The sequence below is a fragment of the Gammaproteobacteria bacterium genome (genome assembly GCA_013214945.1).
Classification (GTDB): domain Bacteria; phylum Pseudomonadota; class Gammaproteobacteria; order Enterobacterales; family Psychrobiaceae; genus Psychrobium.
The window spans coordinates 162,600-183,774 of record JABSRT010000009.1 but is presented as its reverse complement, the minus strand read 5'-3'; the positions used below and the strand labels follow the sequence as shown (position 1 = coordinate 183,774).

Annotated in this window: 20 protein-coding genes; 15 read left to right on the top strand and 5 right to left on the bottom strand. The window is 43.9% G+C overall.

Annotated elements, in window-relative coordinates; all coding sequences use genetic code 11:
• Positions 1-54 precede the first annotated feature (54 nt).
• From HRU23_09135 to HRU23_09090, 10 genes are all read left to right on the top strand, one after another.
• Positions 55-258: a DUF1127 domain-containing protein gene (locus HRU23_09135; protein NRA54292.1), complete on the top strand. Its 204-nt coding sequence runs from the start codon at positions 55-57 to the stop codon at positions 256-258.
• A 727-nt stretch (positions 259-985) separates the two neighbouring features.
• The gene (locus HRU23_09130; protein ID NRA54291.1) at positions 986-1,513 is read left to right on the top strand and encodes a DUF411 domain-containing protein; all 528 of its coding nucleotides are present in this window, start codon (positions 986-988) and stop codon (positions 1,511-1,513) included.
• Between the two features lie 11 nt (positions 1,514-1,524).
• On the top strand, positions 1,525-2,787 hold the full coding sequence (locus HRU23_09125) for a TolC family protein (protein NRA54290.1): 1,263 nt from the start codon (positions 1,525-1,527) through the stop codon (positions 2,785-2,787).
• A 10-nt stretch (positions 2,788-2,797) separates the two neighbouring features.
• Positions 2,798-4,204 carry an efflux RND transporter periplasmic adaptor subunit gene (locus HRU23_09120; GenBank protein NRA54289.1) on the top strand — a complete coding sequence of 469 codons (1,407 nt, stop codon included), beginning with the start codon at positions 2,798-2,800 and terminating at the stop codon, positions 4,202-4,204.
• A complete protein-coding gene (locus HRU23_09115; protein ID NRA54288.1) occupies positions 4,204-7,341 on the top strand; it encodes an efflux RND transporter permease subunit in 3,138 nt (1,045 codons plus the stop codon). Before HRU23_09120 ends, HRU23_09115 begins: the two co-directional genes overlap by 1 nt.
• 128 nt (positions 7,342-7,469) lie before the next feature.
• Positions 7,470-7,880 (top strand): copper resistance protein CopC, encoded by a 411-nt coding sequence (locus HRU23_09110; GenBank protein NRA54287.1) that lies wholly within the window; start codon positions 7,470-7,472, stop codon positions 7,878-7,880.
• Between the two features lie 10 nt (positions 7,881-7,890).
• Complete coding sequence (locus HRU23_09105; protein NRA54286.1) at positions 7,891-8,772, top strand: CopD family protein; 882 nt, start codon at positions 7,891-7,893, stop codon at positions 8,770-8,772.
• Between the two features lie 187 nt (positions 8,773-8,959).
• On the top strand, positions 8,960-9,394 hold the full coding sequence (locus tag HRU23_09100; protein NRA54285.1) for a copper resistance protein CopC: 435 nt from the start codon (positions 8,960-8,962) through the stop codon (positions 9,392-9,394).
• A gap of 18 nt (positions 9,395-9,412) precedes the next feature.
• Positions 9,413-10,294, top strand: a complete 882-nt coding sequence (locus HRU23_09095) for a CopD family protein (GenBank protein NRA54284.1) — start codon at positions 9,413-9,415, stop codon at positions 10,292-10,294.
• 170 nt (positions 10,295-10,464) lie between these two features.
• A complete protein-coding gene (locus HRU23_09090) occupies positions 10,465-11,202 on the top strand; it encodes a sulfite exporter TauE/SafE family protein (protein NRA54283.1) in 738 nt (245 codons plus the stop codon).
• Positions 11,203-11,274: 72 nt separating this feature from the next.
• On the opposite strand, the gene HRU23_09085 is transcribed toward HRU23_09090, so the two are convergent.
• Both HRU23_09085 and HRU23_09080 read right to left on the bottom strand, forming a co-directional pair.
• The gene (locus HRU23_09085; protein ID NRA54282.1) at positions 11,275-12,306 is read right to left on the bottom strand and encodes a putative sulfate exporter family transporter; all 1,032 of its coding nucleotides are present in this window, start codon (positions 12,304-12,306) and stop codon (positions 11,275-11,277) included.
• A gap of 157 nt (positions 12,307-12,463) precedes the next feature.
• Complete coding sequence (locus tag HRU23_09080; protein NRA54281.1) at positions 12,464-13,108, bottom strand: tRNA (adenine(22)-N(1))-methyltransferase TrmK; 645 nt, start codon at positions 13,106-13,108, stop codon at positions 12,464-12,466.
• 315 nt (positions 13,109-13,423) lie between these two features.
• On the opposite strand from HRU23_09080, the gene HRU23_09075 reads away from it, so the two are divergent.
• The 3 genes from HRU23_09075 to HRU23_09065 all read left to right on the top strand — a co-directional run bounded on the left by HRU23_09075 (position 13,424) and on the right by HRU23_09065 (position 16,094).
• Positions 13,424-13,954 carry a GNAT family N-acetyltransferase gene (locus HRU23_09075; GenBank protein NRA54280.1) on the top strand — a complete coding sequence of 177 codons (531 nt, stop codon included), beginning with the start codon at positions 13,424-13,426 and terminating at the stop codon, positions 13,952-13,954.
• Between the two features lie 183 nt (positions 13,955-14,137).
• Positions 14,138-15,460 carry an aminotransferase class III-fold pyridoxal phosphate-dependent enzyme gene (locus HRU23_09070; protein ID NRA54279.1) on the top strand — a complete coding sequence of 441 codons (1,323 nt, stop codon included), beginning with the start codon at positions 14,138-14,140 and terminating at the stop codon, positions 15,458-15,460.
• Positions 15,461-15,614: 154 nt separating this feature from the next.
• Entirely contained in the window at positions 15,615-16,094 is a 480-nt protein-coding gene (locus HRU23_09065; protein ID NRA54278.1) for a MarR family transcriptional regulator, read from the top strand.
• A gap of 47 nt (positions 16,095-16,141) precedes the next feature.
• Here HRU23_09065 and HRU23_09060 read toward each other — a convergent pair whose 3' ends face one another.
• The 3 genes from HRU23_09060 to HRU23_09050 all read right to left on the bottom strand — a co-directional run bounded on the left by HRU23_09060 (position 16,142) and on the right by HRU23_09050 (position 18,909).
• On the bottom strand, positions 16,142-16,801 hold the full coding sequence (locus HRU23_09060; GenBank protein NRA54277.1) for an HD domain-containing protein: 660 nt from the start codon (positions 16,799-16,801) through the stop codon (positions 16,142-16,144).
• Between the two features lie 7 nt (positions 16,802-16,808).
• Positions 16,809-18,194: a DNA recombination protein RmuC gene (gene rmuC, locus HRU23_09055; protein NRA54276.1), complete on the bottom strand. Its 1,386-nt coding sequence runs from the start codon at positions 18,192-18,194 to the stop codon at positions 16,809-16,811.
• A 382-nt stretch (positions 18,195-18,576) separates the two neighbouring features.
• Positions 18,577-18,909 carry a PilZ domain-containing protein gene (locus HRU23_09050; GenBank protein NRA54275.1) on the bottom strand — a complete coding sequence of 111 codons (333 nt, stop codon included), beginning with the start codon at positions 18,907-18,909 and terminating at the stop codon, positions 18,577-18,579.
• 355 nt (positions 18,910-19,264) lie between these two features.
• On the opposite strand from HRU23_09050, the gene HRU23_09045 reads away from it, so the two are divergent.
• Together HRU23_09045 and HRU23_09040 are read left to right on the top strand one after the other, a co-directional pair.
• Positions 19,265-20,434: a multidrug effflux MFS transporter gene (locus tag HRU23_09045; protein ID NRA54274.1), complete on the top strand. Its 1,170-nt coding sequence runs from the start codon at positions 19,265-19,267 to the stop codon at positions 20,432-20,434.
• A complete protein-coding gene (locus tag HRU23_09040) occupies positions 20,435-21,055 on the top strand; it encodes an aminodeoxychorismate/anthranilate synthase component II (protein ID NRA54273.1) in 621 nt (206 codons plus the stop codon). It abuts the gene before it with no gap.
• Positions 21,056-21,175 lie beyond the last annotated feature (120 nt).

The window sequence follows — 21,175 nt, the reverse complement described above, 5'->3', positions numbered from 1 at the left end:
GTGCCAAGTTAGTGGCGGAGTATAGGTAAGGTTAACAATCAAGAGGAAAGGATCATGAGAGAGCAAACGGTAAGTCAAAATCATGTTAGCCTTAAAGTAGCGAACCTAAGCCAGCTGGTGTTCAGTGTTTGGCACCATTGGCGGCTAAACGCCAGAACGCGCCGTCAGTTGGCTCAATTAACCTGCCAGCAATTGCGAGATATTGGCATTAGTTGCCATGATGCCGTCGTTGAAATACAAAAACCATTTTGGCGGTAGTGATGAAACAATATTTAAATATAATCTAACTCCAACCATGATATTGCTTGGAGTTTTATTGATTTCGATATACCTACCAATAACGCCTGACACCTAACTATAAATGAACTATAAATTAAAACCGTGTAGCTGAATTTTCGGTGAGCAACCAAGCCATGCTTGTTGCATCTTAAAATCTACTGGGCTAAGATGCCGGCTTACATATTGTATCACTCGTTATTTTTCGCATATTCTTACTGACAGTTTGGTGGAACATTTTTTGATTCTGTTTAAGCGCATATTATTAATAGTTTTGTTTATTGCCAGCGGTGCGCAGGCAATGGCGACTGTTGCTATGCCTTATCAAATGATCAAAACCAATCATGTTATGGCTAGCGCAAACGATTCAATGGCTGTAGGGACTAGCGACTGCGAGTCATGTATGCAACATAACATGAGCGACGTTGATACTAACCAATTGTGCAATTACGAGTGTGAAGGTTGCCAAACTGCCTGTTCATTACACTTTATTAAGCATATCGATATTGTAGCAAGCGTTTTTCCGACCGAAAAACCATATCTTAATGAAGATAACCACATCTCTTCCACCACCGATAGCCTGTTCCGCCCACCAATATTCTGCTAACACAGGGTTGATCCGTTTTTATACAAGCTGATCACCACATTTATCGTTAGCAGGAGCAATGCTCCTGACTTTTAACCATTTTGGTTTTATGTGGAGTTTCTCATGAAAAATTTAATTAATCGTCCATTATTGGCAATTGTTGCCGTTAGTTTGTTTGGTGCTGCCGGCATTTACAGTGCTGTTGCAGGTTCGTCTAATCAGCAAGTCTCTGAGGTTATTGCAACCGACTCAATTATTCCTGTTACCGTCTATAAAGATCCCAATTGTGGCTGTTGTACTGGCTGGATTGAGCATATTGATAAGCATGGATTTAAATCCACTGTCGTGCACCCACAAGACTTATATGCGTTTAAAGAGAGCTTGTCAGTAGGCACTAATTTGCGCTCTTGTCATACCGCCGTAACGGACAATGGTTTTGTTTTTGAAGGTCATGTTCCCGCCAAGTACATCAAGCAATTTCTTAATAATCCACCGAGCAATGCGTTAGGCCTAACAGTACCAGGTATGGTTGTCGGTAGTCCGGGCATGGAAGTTGGTGATAAATTCAGAGCCTATCAAGTGCTGGTGCTAAATCGTGACGGTAGTAGCTCGGTCTATGCCGAAATATCTAGTTATAACCAACAGTTTTAACGGGGCCTATGATGAATCGATTAATACTCTTGAGTATTAGCGTGAGCTTAACGCTGCCCGTTTGGGCGCAAAGCGATGAGCTGACACAGGCCTTGGCAGAGAACGAAGCGGTGATGAACGATCCTTGGTTCAGCGCGAACCGGCATCGTCAGGCTGCGGTGAACGCGCGCAGTATCGCGGCGGCCACCGAAGCGGACCCCAAAATATCACTGGGTTTAGCCAATCTACCACTTGATAACTTTGATTTTAATCAAGAAGGTATGACTCAGCTGAAGGTCGGCATTAGCCAACAATTTGGTCGTGGTGACTCGCTGGCACTGATGCAAAAGCAGCTGCAGCAGCAGAGTTTGGCTTATCCGTTGATGCGCAGTGACCGCCAAGCCAAGGTACGGGTTAATGCTGGTGTGTTGTGGCTTAAGTTGTATCAAATCACGAAAACAGCGGCCTTAATTAATAAAGACCGTCACTTGTTTGAGCAGTTGATTGATATCGCTGAAATGAGTTATTCAAGTGCCTTTCGTCGAACCAGTCAGCAAGATGTCATTCGCGCAGAATTGGAGCTTATTTTACTTGATGATCGCCTCACTGTACTCGCGCAACGTAAGTCGGGCTTATTACGTCAGTTAGGCGAGTGGTTATCACCTGCGACTATGGCATTGCCCTTGGGTCGTGACTTACCAAAATTAACACTGAATCTAGCGGCCTCAGCCTCCGAACCTCGGGCGTTGATGTCTCATCCTGCGGTGAAAAATTTAGCTCAGCAGGCAATATCAATGACCGTTGGCATTGATGTCGCCAAGCAAAGTTATGAGCCGCAATGGGGGATTAATGCCAGTTATGGTTATCGGAGTGATATGGACAATAACACGCGTCGTGCTGATTTGGTGTCGGTTGGAGTAACGTTTGATTTACCACTCTTTACCGCGAATAGACAAGACCAATATGTTAAGGCTGCTATCGCCAGTACTGAGGCGGTTAAAATCGATAAAATCTTGCTGTTACGTCAAATGAGCGCCAGTGCTAAAGCAATTCAAGCGCAATTATATCAGCTTAATCAGCGGAAAAATCGTTACCGAAATTTACTGATCCCGCAAGTGCATCAACAGGCTGAGGCTGCGCTTAATGCCTATAGCAATGACGACGGCGATTTTAGTGAAGTGATGCGGGCGAGAATAGTCGAGCTTAATACCAATATCTCGGCATTAAATATTGAAATTGAACAACAAATACTAATAACTCGCTTGAACTACTTTTTGACAGGTAACGCGAGTTAAGGAATAAATTATGAATAAAGCATTATCAACTATCACCTTATTGATCGTTGGCGCCGCAATGGGTGCTGTAGGCTTCTCACAATTTGGCGTTGCAAGTACCGCCAGTAGTGCCGTTAGTACAGCAACGTTACCCTTATATTGGGTTGCGCCGATGGATCCAAATTACCGTCGTGATAAACCAGGCCAGTCACCGATGGGCATGGATTTAATCGCGGTTTATGACCAACCTGCGGGCGCTAAAGACAGCCCAGGCACCATAAATATTTCACCTGATGTCGTGAATAGTCTCGGGGTGCGCACAGCCGCGGTTGAGTACCGCCTGTTTAACGAGCAAATTAATACTGTCGGTTACATTGGTTATGACGAAGACCGTTTAATTCATATTCACCCGCGAGTGGAGGGTTGGTTAGACAAACTTTATATCAAAAACAAAGGGGCACAGGTCGTTAAAGGGCAGCCGTTATACGACATTTATTCGCCAGCACTGGTTAATGCCCAAGAAGAACTAGTGATAGCGTTAGAGCGTAACAACAAGCGGTTAATTCGTGCGGCTAAAGCAAGATTAGCCGCGTTATTGGTGCCGAAATCAACCATTAACCAACTGATTAAAACCCGTAAAGTGAGACAAAATATTACCATCTTTGCCCCGCAATCAGGCGTGGTTGACAACCTATCGGTTCGTGAAGGTTTTTTTGTTAAACCGGGCACTAAAATTATGTCGATTGGTGCACTCGATGAGGTGTGGGTCAATGCTGAGGTCTTTGAGCGCCAGGCATCATTTGTCGCTGTGGGCAACGCAGTGGTAATGAGTTTAGATTATTTACCGGGTCAACGTTGGCAGGGCAAGGTCGATTATATTTATCCGACGCTGGATGCCGATACGCGTACGGTTCAGGTTCGATTACGTTTTGCTAATTCTGATTATGCATTAAAGCCAAATATGTTTGCTCAGATCATGATCGCCAGTGACTCAGACCAAGCATTGTTGGTGCCCAAAGAGGCGGTTATTCGCACTGGCGAGTCAAACCGGGTGGTATTAGCTTTGGGAGAGGGTAAGTTTAAATCGATTAACGTCGATATTGGCCGTACTAATCGCCACAGCATTGAAATAATCGACGGCCTTGTCGCCGGTGACGACATTGTTGTCTCGGCACAATTCTTACTTGATTCTGAATCAAGCATTAGCTCGGATTTTGTCCGAATGAATCATAATAATCAGGCGGTTGATATGCCCGGCATGGATCATAGCCAAATGGGCAAGATGAAAGATATGCTCGGCATGGATCATAGCCAAATGGGCACGATGAAAGATATGAGTGGCATGGATCATAGCCAAATGAGCAATATGGCTGAGATGCCCGGTATTGACTTGAGTGATGATCAGATCTCGACGCCAATAAAGCAAGGAGCTCTTTAGTGATTGGTTCTATCATAAAATGGTCAGTCGGCAATCGTCTTTTCATTATTTTAGCCGCCATGTTGATGGTTGGCATTGGCTTGTATTCATTAAAAAACACTCCCGTTGACGCCTTGCCCGATCTGTCTGATGTCCAAGTAATTATAAAAACCAGTTATCCGGGACAAGCGCCGCAGGTGGTGCAAGATCAGGTGACTTATCCGCTAACGACCGCGATGTTGTCTGTGCCAGGTGCGGAAGTGGTGCGGGGATATTCGTTTTTTGGCGACTCTTATGTCTATGTTATTTTTAATGAAAATACCGATTTATATTGGGCGCGCAGTCGAGTGCTGGAATACTTAAGCCAGGTCGCCTCGACTTTACCTGCCACTGCCAGGCCACAACTGGGCCCCGATGCAACAGGGGTCGGCTGGGTTTATCTTTATGCCTTGGTTGACCGAACCGGCAAACATGATTTAAGCCAGCTGCGCAGTTTGCAAGATTGGTTTTTAAAATTTGAGCTGCAAACGGTGCCCGGCGTTTCAGAAGTATCTACTTTAGGAGGCATGGTTAAGCAATATCAGGTGCGGGTCGATCCAGATAAATTACGTGCTTTTGGCATTCCATTAGCTCATATCCAAACCGCGATTAAACGCGGTAATCAAGAAATTGGTGCCTCAGTTGTTGAAATGGCCGAAGCTGAATACATGATCCGTACCACAGGTTATTTACGGGGCGAAGATGACATTGGCAACATACCGCTCGGCGTTAATAAAAGTGGCACGCCGCTGTTATTAAAAGACGTTGCAGATATTGGCATTGGTCCGCAAATGCGTCGCGGCCTAGCTGAGCTCAACGGTGAAGGTGAAGTTGTCGGTGGCATTGTGGTGATGCGATTTGGTGAAAATGCACAAAAGACGATTGATGGTGTAAAAGCGAAACTAGAGCAATTAAAGCAAGGCCTGCCCGAAGGCGTTGAGGTGGTGACGGTTTATGATCGCAGCGCCTTAATTGAGAGCGCGATTGATAATTTGTGGATGAAACTGCTCGAAGAATTTATTGTTGTGGCACTGGTCTGTGTGGTGTTTTTATTCCACTTTCGTTCGTCCTTGGTGGCGATAGTCAGCTTGCCAGTTGGTATATTAACCGCCTTTACCATCATGCACTTTCAAGGGCTTAATGCCAATATTATGTCATTGGGCGGTATTGCTATTGCGATTGGTGCAATGATTGATGGCGCGATTGTGATGATCGAAAACATGCATAAACACATGGAACGAACGCCGCTAACTGATGAAAATCGTTGGAAAATCGTGATTAAGTCAGCCAGCGAAGTTGGTCCTGCATTGTTCTTTAGCCTGCTTATCATCACGGTTAGTTTTGTGCCGGTATTTACCCTTGAAGCGCAAGAAGGGCGCATGTTTGCGCCACTCGCCTACACCAAAACTTATGCAATGGCAGCTGCTGCTGTTTTGGCGATAACCTTAGTGCCCGTGTTAATGGGTTATTTTATTCGTGGCAAGGTGTTGGCCGAACATAAAAACCCGGTTAATCGGCTTTTAACCGCGGGTTATATGCCACTGTTAAAAACGGTTTTACATTATCCCAAAACAACTCTCGGCGCTGCGTTAGTGGTGTTAGCGATTGGACTCTGGCCGCTTGACAAGATTGGCAGTGAGTTTATTCCGCCGCTTGATGAGGGCGACTTAATGTATATGCCAACGACTTATCCGGGTATTTCTATTGGTAAAGCACGTGAACTGTTACAGCAAACGGACAAGCTTATCCGTACTGTGCCCGAGGTTAAAACGGTATTTGGTAAAATGGGTCGCGCCGAAAGTGCCACCGATCCGGCGCCATTAACCATGATTGAAACCTTCATTCAATTTAAACCACAAGACCAGTGGCGCGAAGGAGTAACCAAAGAGAGCCTTAAAAAAGAACTCGACCAACTCATTAATTTACCGGGCGTGACCAATGCGTGGGTTATGCCGATCAAAACACGGATCGATATGTTGGCGACAGGCATAAAAACCCCAGTCGGGATCAAAATAGCGGGACCCAACCTTAAACAAATTCAAGCTATTGGACTGCAGCTTGAAACTATTTTGGGCCAAGTGACCGGCACCGCTTCTGTTTATGCCGAGCGAGTTGCTGGTGGACGTTATATTAAAGTCGATATTGCGCGTGAAAAAGCGGCCCGTTTTGGTTTAAACATTGCTGACATTCAACTGGTTGTCTCAACCGCAATTGGTGGCATGAATGTCACTAACACTATTGAAGGGCTTGAGCGCTATCCGGTTAATATTCGTTACCCGCAAGACTACCGTAATTCGCCAGAACAGCTGGCCTTATTACCCATAGTAACGCAACAGGGCCAGCGTATTGCGTTGGGCGATGTCGCTAACATTATTGTTGAAGACGGCCCGCCGGGCATTAAAAGTGAAAACGCGCGACTTAATGGTTGGGTATTTATTGATATTGAAAATATTGATATCGGCAGTTATGTCGAAAATGCCCAGGACGCCGTACAAGACCAACTAGTACTGCCGGCAGGTTATTCGATTACTTGGTCTGGTCAGTATGAATACATGCTGCGGGCGAAAGAGAAGCTGGCTTATGTTATTCCATTGACGTTGGCGATCATTGTATTTTTGTTGTTTCTCAATTTTCGCAATATTACCGAAGTGGCGATCATTATGGGTACTTTACCCTTTGCAATGGTCGGCAGTATTTGGCTGATGTATAGCCAAGGTTATAACTTTTCGGTCGCGGTTAGTGTTGGTTTTATTGCGCTTGCTGGAGTCGCGGTTGAAATTGGGGTGATTATGTTGGTTTATCTCAATCAATCATACCAAGAGATGATCGAGAGCCTGAAACATCAAAATAAACTGCCCGATCAAGCGACGTTGTTGCAAGCAGTACTTAACGGCGCTGGTTTGCGAGTTCGCCCGGTCATGATGACAGCTGCGGCGATTGTGGTTGGTTTATTGCCAATAATGTATGGCACTGGCACGGGTTCTGAAGTCATGAGCCGCATTGCGACACCTATGGTTGGCGGCATGATAAGTGCGGTGATCTTGACCTTATTAGTTTTACCCGTGGTGTATTTTTTATGGCGTTCAAAATCGATTAAAACCCTGAGTTTAGACAATTAAGGGCGGTTTGAAAGCTAATGTTGAAATCATGGTCGTGCATTGTCGCGTTCAAGAATGTTGCGCTGTGCCGCCATGGTTATATTTTGTTGTTTTATATACCAGCTCTGCTGGTTAGGAGAATTTGAAAGATGAAAAAATTAGTGACTTGGTGTGCTGTAGGTATCTTTATGTTTAGCTCGGCAGTATCTGCTCATACTGGCTTAAAAGATTCAACGCCCGCAAGCAATGCAATGCTGATGATGACGCCAAAACAGCTAGCGCTGGAATTTAGCAGTGAAGTTCGCTTGGTTAAATTGTATTTACGCAATAGCAAGGCCGAACAAATTAAATTCGACTTTAAGCCCTCAGCCAAAGGCATGAAAAATTTTAATTATCAGTTACCGAAACTAGCGACGGGAAACTATCGCGTTGACTGGATGATTATGGGCAGCGACGCCCACAAAATGACCGGATATTATACGTTTATGGTGCATGACATGGGCGAGATGCATAACACCGATAACACGACAAATACTGATCACTCACTGCACCTGCAGTAAGGGTAAAACAATGGCAGAATATGGTTGGGGATTAGCCACGGCATTGAGTAAATTGTTTATATATTTGGGCATTGCTGCAGCGGTTGGCGGAATTTTTATCTCCTTGAACACTGCTCAGCATCGCACTTTAGTCTTCAATATTAGACGGTATTGCCTGTGCTTAATTAGTGTGGCGCTTGTCGCCTCTGGCGCTAACTTTTTTATTCAGGTTGGCGCCTTTGCTGAGACCGGGTTAACAGGGATGTTTGATGTGATGTTTATTGAGTTTTTGTGGCAGTCAAATGCTGGCAGCTCAATGTTATTCACGCTATTAGCTTTGATATTAATGCTGCTTAGTAGCCTATTAATAACTTTCCCTATTGCCCAGGCGCGATCCTTGATTATTGTGTTGTTGGGTAGTGCGTTACTGTTGCTGATGAATGCATTTACTTTAGTCGGGCATACCGCGCAATTGAGTTTGTTCACGCAAATTCTGTTAGGCGTTCACCTTGCCGTTGCAGCATGGTGGATGGGGGCTTTATGGCCATTATGGCGTGCCTGTCATGACGTACCTAGCGAAGTATTGTACCGTTTAATGGAGACATTTGGTCGTTATGCCGGGTTAAGTGTTGGCATTTTGATTGTTTGTGGCACTTTGCTCGGGTTTGAATTGGTCGGCTCATTTGAAGCACTCTTTTTTACTGACTACGGTCAGGCCATAGTAGTTAAGTTATTTATGGTCAGTGTTATTTTGCTGGTCGCGGCTTATCATAAATGGAAGTTAGTGCCGGCGTTACTTAAAAGGCAATCGAGCGGGGTTTTAGCACGTTCAATAATCGTCGAAATATATCTCGGCATTGCGATATTGGCAGTCACCACAATAGTATCGACTTTAACAGGGCCTGCTCATTAAGGGTTGCTTACTCTGTACTATTATAAGCCTAAGTGATCTCCTGCTTAGGCTTTTAATGCCCAAGTTAATACTCTGAATAAAGTTAGGATCTAGCTGTTGTATTGTAAGTAGTGTATTTTTAGCGAGCTAATCCCATCATTTAAATAATACGGGTAATTAGCTCCGGGGTTATTGTGCCGCTGGTAATATGCCAGTTCAGCTATTTAGGAGGATATTGAAGGTGAATAAATTAGTAATTTGGGGTGCCATTAGTGCCGTTGTGTTTAGTTCTGCAGTATTTTCTCATACTAAGTTAACTGGCTCTGTGCCTGCGGATAATTCAATATTGCAAACGGCGCCGCAACGGTTAGCGCTTGAATTTCGTAGTGAAGTTCGGTTGGTTAAGTTGTCTTTGCACGATAGCGATACGCAAGATATTAAATTTAATTTTAAACCTACAGCGTCAGCAATGAAAGAATTTAGCTATGCTCTGCCAACATTAGCGACTGGCAACTATCGTGTTAACTGGATGATCATGGGCAGCGACACCCATAAAGAGACTGGATATTATACGTTTATGGTACATGAAATGGACCCGATACTGACCACTAACATGACGACCGATGAAAGCCAGCCACAGTGATGGGTTAAGGATATAATAATGGCTGAATATGGCTGGGAATTAGCGACGGTATTAAGTAAGTTTGTCATTTATTTGGGCATGTCTGCCGCGGTTGGTGGGATTTTTATCATGCTGATGACCGTGGAGCATCGGACACTGGTACTCAATATTAAAAAGTATTGCCTGTGCTTGATTAGTGGTGCGATTGTCGCTGCTGGCGTTAATTTTTTTATTCAGGTAGGCAGCTTTGCCGAGGCAGGGCTTGCAGGCATGTTTGATGAGGTTTTTATTGAGCTGTTATGGCAATCGCCAATAGGTGACGCATTGATTTTAATCTTGCTGGCTCTTGTTGTGATGCTTGTTAGTTGCTTGCTCGCTGGTGCATCGGCTATTTGGCTGCGCTACTTGAGCATAGTGTTGACAGTCGTGGGCTTGGTTGTACTAAGCAAGGCTTTTACTTTAGTTGGCCATACTTCGCAGCTTAGCTTAGCTACTCAAGTAATTTTGGCGATTCACTTGAGCATAGCGGCTTGGTGGCTGGGGGCGTTGTGGCCGTTATGGCGAGCTTGTTTTGACGTGCCAAACCAAGCGCTGCATGGCCTGATGAAAAAATTTGGTAACTATGCCGTGATTAATGTCTTGGTTTTGATCATTTGTGGCACTGTGCTTGGGGTTGAGTTAGTCGGATCATTTGAGGCGCTGTTTTTAACGATCTATGGCCTGGGCATTGCGATTAAGTTATTGACGGTGAACTTTATCTTGTTGCTTGGCGCTCATCATAAGTGGACGCTAGTGCCAGCATTACTTAAACAGCAATCGAGCAAGGTCTTAGCCAGCTCGCTTAAAGTTGAGATATATTTGGGCCTCACTATATTGGTGATTACCACGGTAGTATCGACCTTAATCGGACCATTTCATTGAGCCGCAACTAGCGGTAGCCTAAGTGGGTTATTACCCAAGCCGGTTATCGCTTAAACCAGAATCACTCCATTGATTTAAAATAAAAAACAAACGGTAAGCATTTATTATACTTGTCACTTTGGTAAACTTATCTGCTACTAATTGACGAAATTTAGCTGAAGAGATCCTTTATGGCATTTGAAACTATCGGTTTAGTGCTGGCGATAATATTTGTCGCTACCTATGTGCAAACTGTCTCTGGCTTTGGGCTTGGCATGGTTGTGATGGGCGCTGTCACGACTTTAGATTTAATGAGTATCGCTGACTCTTCGGTCATTATTAGCATGGTAGCCTTCATGAATAGCTTGTTTGTAATAAAAGGCGATTTTCGTGGTGTTGATTTTCAGGCGGTACGCCGAACCTGTTTTGGTATTTTACCCGGGTTATTATTAGGTTTGTTTTTACTTGATTATCTCAGCAGTGAATTCGCTCAAGCATTACAGCTGTTGCTGGGGCTAACTATTATCATTGCGGGCATATTAATGTTGTTGCAGCCGCAACCGTTAACACAAATATCAAAGCCAAGCCGCTTTATGCTTGCTGGTGGCTGTTCTGGCCTGTTGGCTGGCCTTTTTAGTATTGGTGGTCCGCCATTAATATTTGTTTTTTATCGCCAGCCGTTTGATTTGAAAACTATCCGCTTGTGTTTGTTAAGTATCTTTTTGGTGAGCTCAAGCAGTCGTTTGGTACTAGTCGGCATCGAGGGCAGTTTAAGTTGGCAGGTGTTGATCTTTGGTTTGGCTTGCATGCCTGTAGTGATGTTGGCCAGTTGGGTTGGAAAACGCTTTGCGCCACCGCTTGACCTTATTCAGATGCGCCGAGTGGCCTTTGCTTTATTAATCGTTATTGGCAGTAGCTTAATCTTTTAACGGTGATTAATACCTAGCCTTTTGACGCTGCGGCTTGTTAGTTAGGCCGCAACCTTGAGTCGCAGCGTTAGGTTAACGACTAATAAATAGCCCTAGTGCGATTAACACGGCCAAAAATATGGTTTCAGTGATCATTAACACAATTGGTCGCCAGCCCATTGCTGCCAGTTCTTTAAACGATGCTTTCATGCCTAAACCAACCATGGCCACGATTAAACACCAGCGAGAAAGATCAACCAAGGAGCTGGTAATTTCTACGGGTACATAACCTGTGCTGTTAATCATCACGATAACGATAAAAGCAATTAAGAAACCAGGTAAAGAAACTTTCGAGCTCGCACTGGAATTTTGATTGTTTTGTCGAGCAACAATAATAGAAATGACCAAAACAACAGGCACTAGCATCGCGACCCGTAATAGCTTGGTAAAGGTTGCGACGTCGCCAACACTGTCAGAAATCATGTAACCGGCGCCAACGACCTGCGCGACGTCGTGAATAGTGGCACCAAGAAAAATTCCGCTTTCGGCAGCCGTTAGCCCGAGCGAAGATACAATAACAGGGTAGAGGATCATTGCCACCGTGCTTAAACCTGTGACGCAAATAACCGTAAAAATTAGATTCTTTTCAGCGTCTTTATCTTGTGGCAGTACGGCTGAAACGGCGAGTGCCGCTGAAGCACCACAAATACCGACCGATGCACCCGCTAAAATACTCTGTGATTTGCCTAATTTTAACCATCGGCCAAACAGGTAACTAAAACCAATAGTCGCTGGTACGCCAATAAGCACTAACACAACAGGGGTCATGCCCAGACTCATTAATTGCTCAATAGTTATTCTAGCGCCGAGCAAAGCAATGCCAAAGCGCAGAATAGACTTGGCTGCAAACTGGATACCTTCAACGCAGCGACCTTCACTGGATAAGTAATTAAGCGCCATGCCCATTAATAATGCGTAAAGAATGGTTGGGCCACCGTGATGTTCGGAGACAAATTTAGCCGCCATACCGATCACTAAGCACAACAAAAAACCGGGCATTAACACCGAAAGTTTACGTAAAAATGGCGAACTTGAGGTAATAGAGTGTTTTTCGGTATGAGCCATCGATATCCCCGACACTTAATAATATGAATAATATGACCAAACTAAAGGTCTGGCTGTTAATTTAATCTAGTACGGCGCTCACAGATAGATACAGTCTGTGCCGGACCTTAGGTCCAATATTAGTTCCAACCTTTAGCTCCAATCCTTAGCTCCATGTTTAGGCCGATAAATTTAACTGCCGATACGCTGCGATAATTGGGCCCACGTCTTGTCCGGTATTTTGATCCATCCGCTGGTAATGGCCTAAAGTCTGAGCTAAATATGCTTGTTCAAGCGCGCCAGCTTGTTGCCACAAGATCGAGCCTTGGGCAACAATGGGCTGATTGCTAGTGTTCGAAACATGAATAATTTCATAAAAGCGTTTATTTTCTTTAATCAAACATTCATCGACTAGGCCTAAATTCATCGCTTGCAGCGCGCTGCGTAATTTAAACTGATGGCGCAACGGGCAAAGTAAAAAATCGAGCTGGTGGTCGTTAAAGCGGGCGAGTATTTGTTGTACCATGGCGATGCTTTGTTCACCCCCAACCCCTGCTATAATCACTAAATGACGTTGGTCTGAGCTGAAGTTATTTATCGGTAGGTTTGCAACATCAAGGCAATGAACTTGCCATGCATTAGTCTGAGCGTCGGCCTTAAAAAAACGCTTAAGTTGCTCAGTTAAAAGTTCAGTAATGCTTGGCACAATATCGACAAAGTGAATGGTTGAATTTGAATTTTGGCTTAGCAAATTCATGCCTAAGTGGCCATGATCACAACAGCAGTCCCAGATGTGATGCCAAGAATGATCTTGACCGACCATCGCTGCAATTTGTTGGATTCTTTTGCTTATTTTCAATCAAAACTCCGAGCTTTAAAATATCGACCTGACCAAGTGTTGTGGTAACGTTATTGGAGATCTATTGGTTGTGACGCCTGTGCAATAGCGCTGATTTTATCAAGTAACACGTTTAAGTTAAAATCATTTCTAATAGTTCTATTTTTTTAGCAAGCAGAGTTAGTAATAAGCGCTGCGCAGCAGGCAACTAGCCAGCACAGATGCTATTGAACTATAAACATATTAATTGATATTCCTCAGACCAGAGTTATTGGCGGTTATGACTGCTTGAGATGACAGATGAATAAAAAATCCAGATTAGCATCGCTAACATTTACCACTGCTCGGCTTAACGTGGCCAATGTCGAAAGCTCCTTGGCGACACCATCATCAAAGTCAGCGCTGTTAACTGCCATTGTTAGAGTGTTTTCGCCTCTAGTTGTCCAATCACTGCCTGATAATTTTCATGATATTGAAACTGAGTCACAAGCCGAGCTGTGGCTTGATAATATGCTGGCTGACAGTCATCTCTTTACAGTGACTTTGCTTGGGCATGAGTCCGCAGTTGGTTTTGTTTTTCTTTATCCGTCTGACGATAGCCTTGCTCATTTAGGTTATTTGTTAGCGGAACAATTATGGCATCAAGGCTATGGCAGTGAGCTATTGTTTGGTTTAATTGAGTGTTGTAGAGCGGATCGGTTAATTGACCAACTAGCAGCTGGGGTTGATGTTGAAAACATTGCCTCAGCGAGATTATTACAAAAAGTTGGGTTTGAATTAAATGAGACCACTGATAATGGGATTTCCTTTTATCAATACTCTATCGCTTGAATCTAAATTATTGCCGCTTCAAATGCCAAATTACTGGTAAAAAGTAGGGTTATTGCTCGCAAAGTTAAAAAAACCTTAATATTACCCTTTCGCTTGGATATTTTGCCCTGTATCATCCTGCCCAATTAATGGCCAGCGCTAGTTATTAGGTTGGCGACCGTACAATAGATAGAGAATCAAGTCATGACACAGACCAGCAAAATCGCAAGCGCTGCAATGCTAAAGCAAGCCCATACACATATGCCGATGGGCGTAGCCGATAGTTACCGTTATTGGGGTGAAGAAAACACCGTGTTTGTTAAAAACATGAAAGGGTGCACCATCACCGATTGTGACGATCAGACTTTCGTTGATTTTCGTTTAGCGTATGGGCCAATCATTTTAGGTTATCGTGATAGCCGAGTTGATCAAGCTGTTATTGATGCAATTACTAATGTTGGCACCATTTCTGGTTTCTCTACGGGTTTAGACTCAGAAGTGGTTAGCCTGGTTAAAAAGCTTTGTCCGCAGATTGAAAAAATGCGTTTTGCTAACTCAGGCACCGAAGCGGTAATTGGCGCAGTACGTACTGCACGTGGTTTTACCAAGCGTAACAAAGTTGTTGTTGTTGAAGGTGGATTCCACGGTCTATATGACGAAATGATGTGGAAATCAGATGTCGATAATTGGGACAGCGCACAGCAAGCCGCTCCTAGCATTATCCCATTTGGCGCTGGCATTCCAGAAAGCACCCGCGAGCATCAGGTTAGTGTACCGCTTAATGATGCTGCAGCACTTGAAGCAGTATTTGCTGAACATGGCGCAGATATTGCGGCGATTGTGATTGAGCCAATTATGGGCAACTGCGGCAGTATTTCGTCAACCCAACAATACATGCAGCAATTGCGTGATATTTGTGACAGCCACGGCTCGTTACTGATTATGGACGAAGTGAAAACAGGTTTCCGTGTGGCTAAAGGTGGCGTGCAAGAGCTTTATGGTATCTATGCAGACTTGACTACTTATGCCAAAGCCATTGGTAATGGCTACCCTGTCGCGGCATTTGGTGGTCGCGCTGAAGTCATGGACATGATTAGCTTTGAAGAAGGTGGCGTTACGCATGGCGGTACTTATACCGCGAACATGATTGCGTTAAGTGCAGCTAAAGCGACGTTAACAATCTTAAGTGAAACCGATGCTTTAGCGACGATTAATACCGTTGGCGCTAATATTCAACAGTTGCTATCACGTGTCTTTACCAAGCACGGTATCGAGCACCGCTTTGCCGGTCCTGATTCAATGTTTGGGATCCACTTTGGCAGTGAAGTACCGCTGAATTACCGTGATTGGAAAAAAACCAATAGTGACCTTTATACCGAGTTTGCTTTAAACTTGATTAAAAATGGCGTGATGCTAGAACCAGATTCACGCGAACCTTGGTTCATTTGTGAGTCACATCAGAGTGTTGATCTGCAATGGTTAGAAAAAATGGCCGATTTATCAATGGCGCAAGCGCTAGCCGTTTAATTCTCAACGTTTATTGAACAGTCATAACGATAGGGCCTAACAGAGTTGTAGGCCCTTTTTAGTGCTAGGGTTATATTGCTGAAGTTATAGCACTTGGATTAAAGTCAGCCGCTACGCTTATATTGCGTTAGGTAATTGAGAGTAAATTGTTATTATGGAAAAGTACGAACAACTGCTTATTTCGATGCGTCGAGTGATCCGCGCTATCGATGTACATTCAAGACAACTAAATAAAGAGTCAGGTTTGACTGGGCCGCAATTATTAGTGATGAAAAAAATTGCCCAGCTCGATGGTCCAATGGCCAAGCAGGTTGCCAAAGAGATCACTTTAAGCCCAGCGACGATCACCAATATTATTGACCGACTCGAAGCCCGTGAGTTGGTTAAGCGCCAACGCAGTGAGCATGACAAACGCAAGGTTGAATTGTATTTAACTCAGAAAGGGCAGTTAATTCTCGATAACGATCCGCAGCCTCTACAGCGTCATTTCATTGAACGTTTTCAGTCATTGCAAGGTTGGGAACAAAGTCAAATATTATCAAGTGTCGAACGCATTGCAACGATGATGGACGCCGATGAAATCGACGTCATTGAGCCACTAATCACTGAAGCTAAAGCTAAAGATCAGCCATAGCTGTTATTTGTGTTGCTTTTCTCGGTAATGGCTATGACTCTAGGAAGTTATTTCTCGGTGTAGTTGTGGCCAACTTCATGGCCGAGTTGGCTTAAGAATTGACTCATAAATTGCCAGCGAGTTTTAGCCTCAGTTAAACCAGCGCTGGTTTTCATCGTGCCAACCAGGCCCTGTAATTTAGCAAAAAAGTGATCAACACTATATTGCTTATCGTTTAATGGCCGCGCTTTAGCAAAGGGATCGTCCGTTTGATAAAGAGAGCTGCCCCAAGAACCTCCCAGCATTAAACAGCGTGATAGCCCGATGGCACCAAGTGCATCAAGGCGATCGGCGTCTTGCACCACAGCGGCCTCAAGTGTGGTGGTCGCAATGTTAGCAGAATAACTGTGGGCGCTAATAGCATGTTCAATTGCTTCAAAATACTGCGCCGGATAACCCACCTCAGTTAAATACTCGATCGCACGTTTGGCACTTAAAACTGAGCCTTGGCTGCGTTGCGGTGAATCTTTCGCGACATTGACACAATCGTGGAGCCAGCAGGCTGGAATAACAATCGCTAAATCGGCATTTTCTAGCTCGGCGAGTACAATGCCACTGGTGACTACGCGTTTGATATGGGCAATATCATGCGCCGGATCAAAATCCATTTGTTGCTGCACAAATTGTTCGAACTGAGTTTGCCATTGCAAGGGCGTTTTTGTCGTCATATTACTCTTATTTTAATTGTTGGGGAGGCGCAAGGTCCTCGGTATGGTTAGTGACTAGTTGTACGGGTAATGTTTTTTTTACATCGACCCCCAGCTCACGAAAACTTTCAACCTGACTGATTAAATTGCCTTTGCCGCTCGATAATTTTTTGACTGCCTGCTCATAACTCTGATTCGCCTTATTAAGGCTATGGCCAATGGTGAGCAAGTCTTCACTAAATAATCGTAATTTATCATAAAGTTTTGCGGCTTTGCTGGCGATTAGCTGGCTGTTTTTATTTTGTTGATCGTAACGCCATAAGTTATGAATGGTGCGTAAAGCGACTAATAAATTGGTTGGGCTAACCAGCATGATATTGTTATTCATCGCGGTAGCAATTAAGTCTGGTTGGTTCTCAATCGCGAGTAAAAAGGCGGGCTCAATTGGAATAAATAGCAAGACGTAGTCGAGACTACGCAAGCCTTTTAATTGGTGGTAATCCTTACTGCCTAAATCTTTAATGTGCTGTTTAATAGAATTAATATGTTCATTTAGCGCTAACTGGCGCTCTGTTTCATTGTCGCTATTAAAGTAACGTTCGTAAGCGGTTAATGAAACCTTAGAGTCGACAATAATGTCTTTGTCATCGGGAAGATGCACGATAACATCGGGCCGAAAAGCTTTGCCATGTTCGTTGTGGTGTTGGCTTTGGGTATGGTATTCGTGCCCTTGGCGTAAGCCAGACTCTTGTAATATTCGCTCTAAAATTAACTCGCCCCAATTACCCTGCTGTTTGTTATCTCCTTTGAGTGCACGGGTCAGATTAATGGCATCGGTTGCCATTTGTTGATTGAGCTGTTTCAGGTGACCAATCTCGAGCTGAAGCTGATGACGTTGCTTGGTTTCGTTTTCATGACTGTGCTGGATTTGCGCTTTAAATTCGCCCAATTGCTGTTGCAAAGGCGACAGTACTGCATCCATGCTGGCTTTATTTTGTTGTTGAAATAGCTGACCTTTTTGTTCAAGAATTTGCTGCGCTAAATAACTAAATTGGTGTTTGACACTCTCGTGATTATTGTTGACCAGTGCGAGCTGTTCTTGATGGGCTTGTTGGTGCAGTTTGCTGGTGGCGTTTAATTCCCTCACTTGAGAGATAAGTTCATAGTTTTCAGCTTGTAACTTGGCTGATTTTTGCTGAGTTTGTGATAACTCAAGCTGCAGCGAATCGAGTTGATCTTCACTTTGATGCAAGGTTGTCTCAAGCTGTAGCACCGTGATCGCGGTAATTTTTTGCTGCGCGGTCACGTCTTTTTGATGGAGTTGGCGCAGCAAAAAATAACAGATTACGATGCCAAACAGAAAACCAAAGATAGGAATCACTAAAGCACCCCATGGGGTCAGCGCTAGTTGCATAAATTTATTCCAACTATTTTACGAATAATCATATAGTAACCTATCCCCAAGCCACTTGGAATTGCAGGATTTCAGCGGGAATTTAAATGGCCAAATGCAAGGCATTTATTGCAGATAATGGTCACTCCCTTATCAAAATAAATAACGCAGTAGTTGGTCATTTAAAACCCGCCCGTGGGAGCTTCTCAGGTAAGTAATCACTACGTTACATCAGTTTAAAAGGCAGTAAGCATTCCTAAAATGATATGCCTTGTGCTAACTCACCTGAGAAGCTCTGAAACCTGCATTCTCAAGTAGCTTGGGTATAGAGGCTACTGCGCTTTCAAATAGATCACACTCGGGTTATGGCGCTAAGCCATTAGTGGCAGGTCTGTAACAGTGATTAACGGAAGCTATTAATGAGCAGTTCGCAATCATCATTGCTCAAATTAATAAACTTGATGCCAAGAATATAACGGCATTGTGACAGTCGCCTTTTGACGATAATTCGGCAGTTGATCGATAATTTGTTGTGCGGTAATTCAATCGTTAATTGACAAGTCAGTGGGTGTTGTTGGCCTTTACTCAATTGCTCGGCGCAATCATCATCACAGATTACTTGAATGCCAGCGGCTGAAAGGTTGACCGCTGTGATGGAGTGGTTTTGGTGGTCAGAGGTTAATTTTAATTTAAAATCAACCAAATATCTTGGGTGGTGGCGCCGTTCTGAGTGCATCAAAAGTCCCAATGTGGTGGTTTAGAGATGTATTTAGCATAGAGCAACTTAGACGCTTTTGAATAAAACTTCGCTATCAATTGACGTTGGCAGTAATGGTGGTACTAGGGTCATAGTTTAGAGTAGCACTGATAGTCTGACGGTAGAAGCTAATAAATAACCAATATATAACCAATAAATATCTAATACCAAGCGGCAAGATATCTCGCTTGGTATTATCGAGTTATCACTGCTGATCCTAAGCTTATTACCTGCTATTATTCACGCGAATTTTTTATCAGGGTTTATTACGTTAGGAGTATCAGTGAATACTAGCCCAGTTAAGTCGTTATCTTTTTATGAATTTGTTGCCTTAATGGCACTGATGATGTCTTTAGTCGCACTGTCGATTGATGCAATTTTACCAGCCCTTGGGCTTATTGCTCATGATCTTGATGTCATTAGCAGTCAAACACTGCAATTAGTGATCACGAGCCTATTTGTTGGGTTGGGCATAGGCCAGTTATTATTAGGCCCCTTGTCTGATAGCTTTGGCCGCAAGCCGGTTATTTATCTTGGCTATGTGATCTTTTTTGCCGGCAGTTTACTGTGCGTATATGCACCGACTTTTGAGATATTGTTGATCGGGCGTTTTATTCAAGGCTTAGGATTAGCGGCGCCTCGGGTGTTAACGACCGCGATAATTCGTGATAAATACGCTGGCAGAGAAATGGCCCAAGTCATGTCATTCATCTTTGTCGTGTTTATTATTGTGCCGATGTTAGCGCCACTATTGGGGCAATTCATTTTATTGTGGGCTGGTTGGCCGATGGTGTTTGGTGCCATGTTGGCGATTGGTATCGTCGCATTAGTTTGGTTTGCAATAAGGCAACCAGAAACCCTTAAGCCACAATATCGCCAGCCATTACGGCTACAAAATTTATGGGCTGCATTAAAACAAGTATGCCAGAACCGGGTAGCTATAGGTTACACCCTAACTGCTGGCATTATCTCGGGCGCATTTTTTACTTACTTGGGCTCGGCCCAGCCGTTGTTTCAACAAGCTTATAATTTAGGTGATTCGTTTGCGCTGTATTTTGCGGGGTTAGCGTTAGCTATCGGCCTGAGTTCGTTGTTTAACGGCAAAATGGTCGTCATTAAAGGCATGCAATATATGGTGTGGCGAGCGCTTGCTGGCTTGGCTATTAGCTCTGCGGTGTTTTTGATTATTGTGGTGCAGCAGCAAGGTATGCCGCCATTGATGTGGACCACGGTGTATTTGGTCTTGGTGTTTAGTTGCATTGGCATTTTGTTTGGTAATTTAAATGCGCTCGCGATGGAGCCTTTGGGGCACCTTGCGGGGATGGGAGCGGCGGTTGTTGGTTCTTTATCGACCTTGATTTCGGCCGGGTTAGCCATTGCACTATCACGATTTTTTGATCATACGATGGTGCCATTAACCGCCACTTTTTTGGGCGCTGCGCTTGCTGGGGCAATAATTTCATCTTGGGTTGAGAAAAACAGAAGTGTAGAGGTAAGCCAATAAATGTTATTAATCATTGATAATTATGATTCATTTACTTACAACTTGGTTCAATATTTTCAGCAACTAAAGCAACAAGTTGAAGTGTATCGTAATGACGAAATTAGCCTTGACGAGATTGAGCAACTCAAGCCGCAATATTTAGTCATTTCCCCAGGTCCATGTACCCCCAATGAGGCTGGTATTTCATTAGCAGCGATAAAACATTTTGCGGGTAAATTACCTATTTTGGGCGTGTGCTTGGGTCATCAAGCGATTGGCCAAGTTTTTGGGGCACAGGTGGTACGAGCGCCTCAGGTGATGCACGGAAAAACCTCACTTATTACTCATAATAATACTGGGGTGTTCAAGCAATTAACTAATCCATTACGGGTAACCCGTTATCATTCATTAGTTGTTGAACCGCTTAGCTTGCCCGATTGCTTTGAAGTGACCGCGACGATAGAAGGTATTACTGGCGCTGAGATTATGGCCATGCGTCACAAAACGTTGCCGCTTGAAAGTGTTCAATTTCATCCTGAATCGATCATGACTGAGCAGGGATTAGATCTATTGGCTAATTTTTTAAGCAATCACCTCGATTATGTAAAAAGTTTGGCTGTTGTTAGCAGCAATAATGAATAAGCGTGTATATTAAAGAAATTGGTGATAATGCCGTTATATTATAGCCACACAAATCCAACGGCAGCAGTGCAGGTAAAGCCGGTATTAAACGTTACTGTTTTCCGTTACTATTTTTGACAG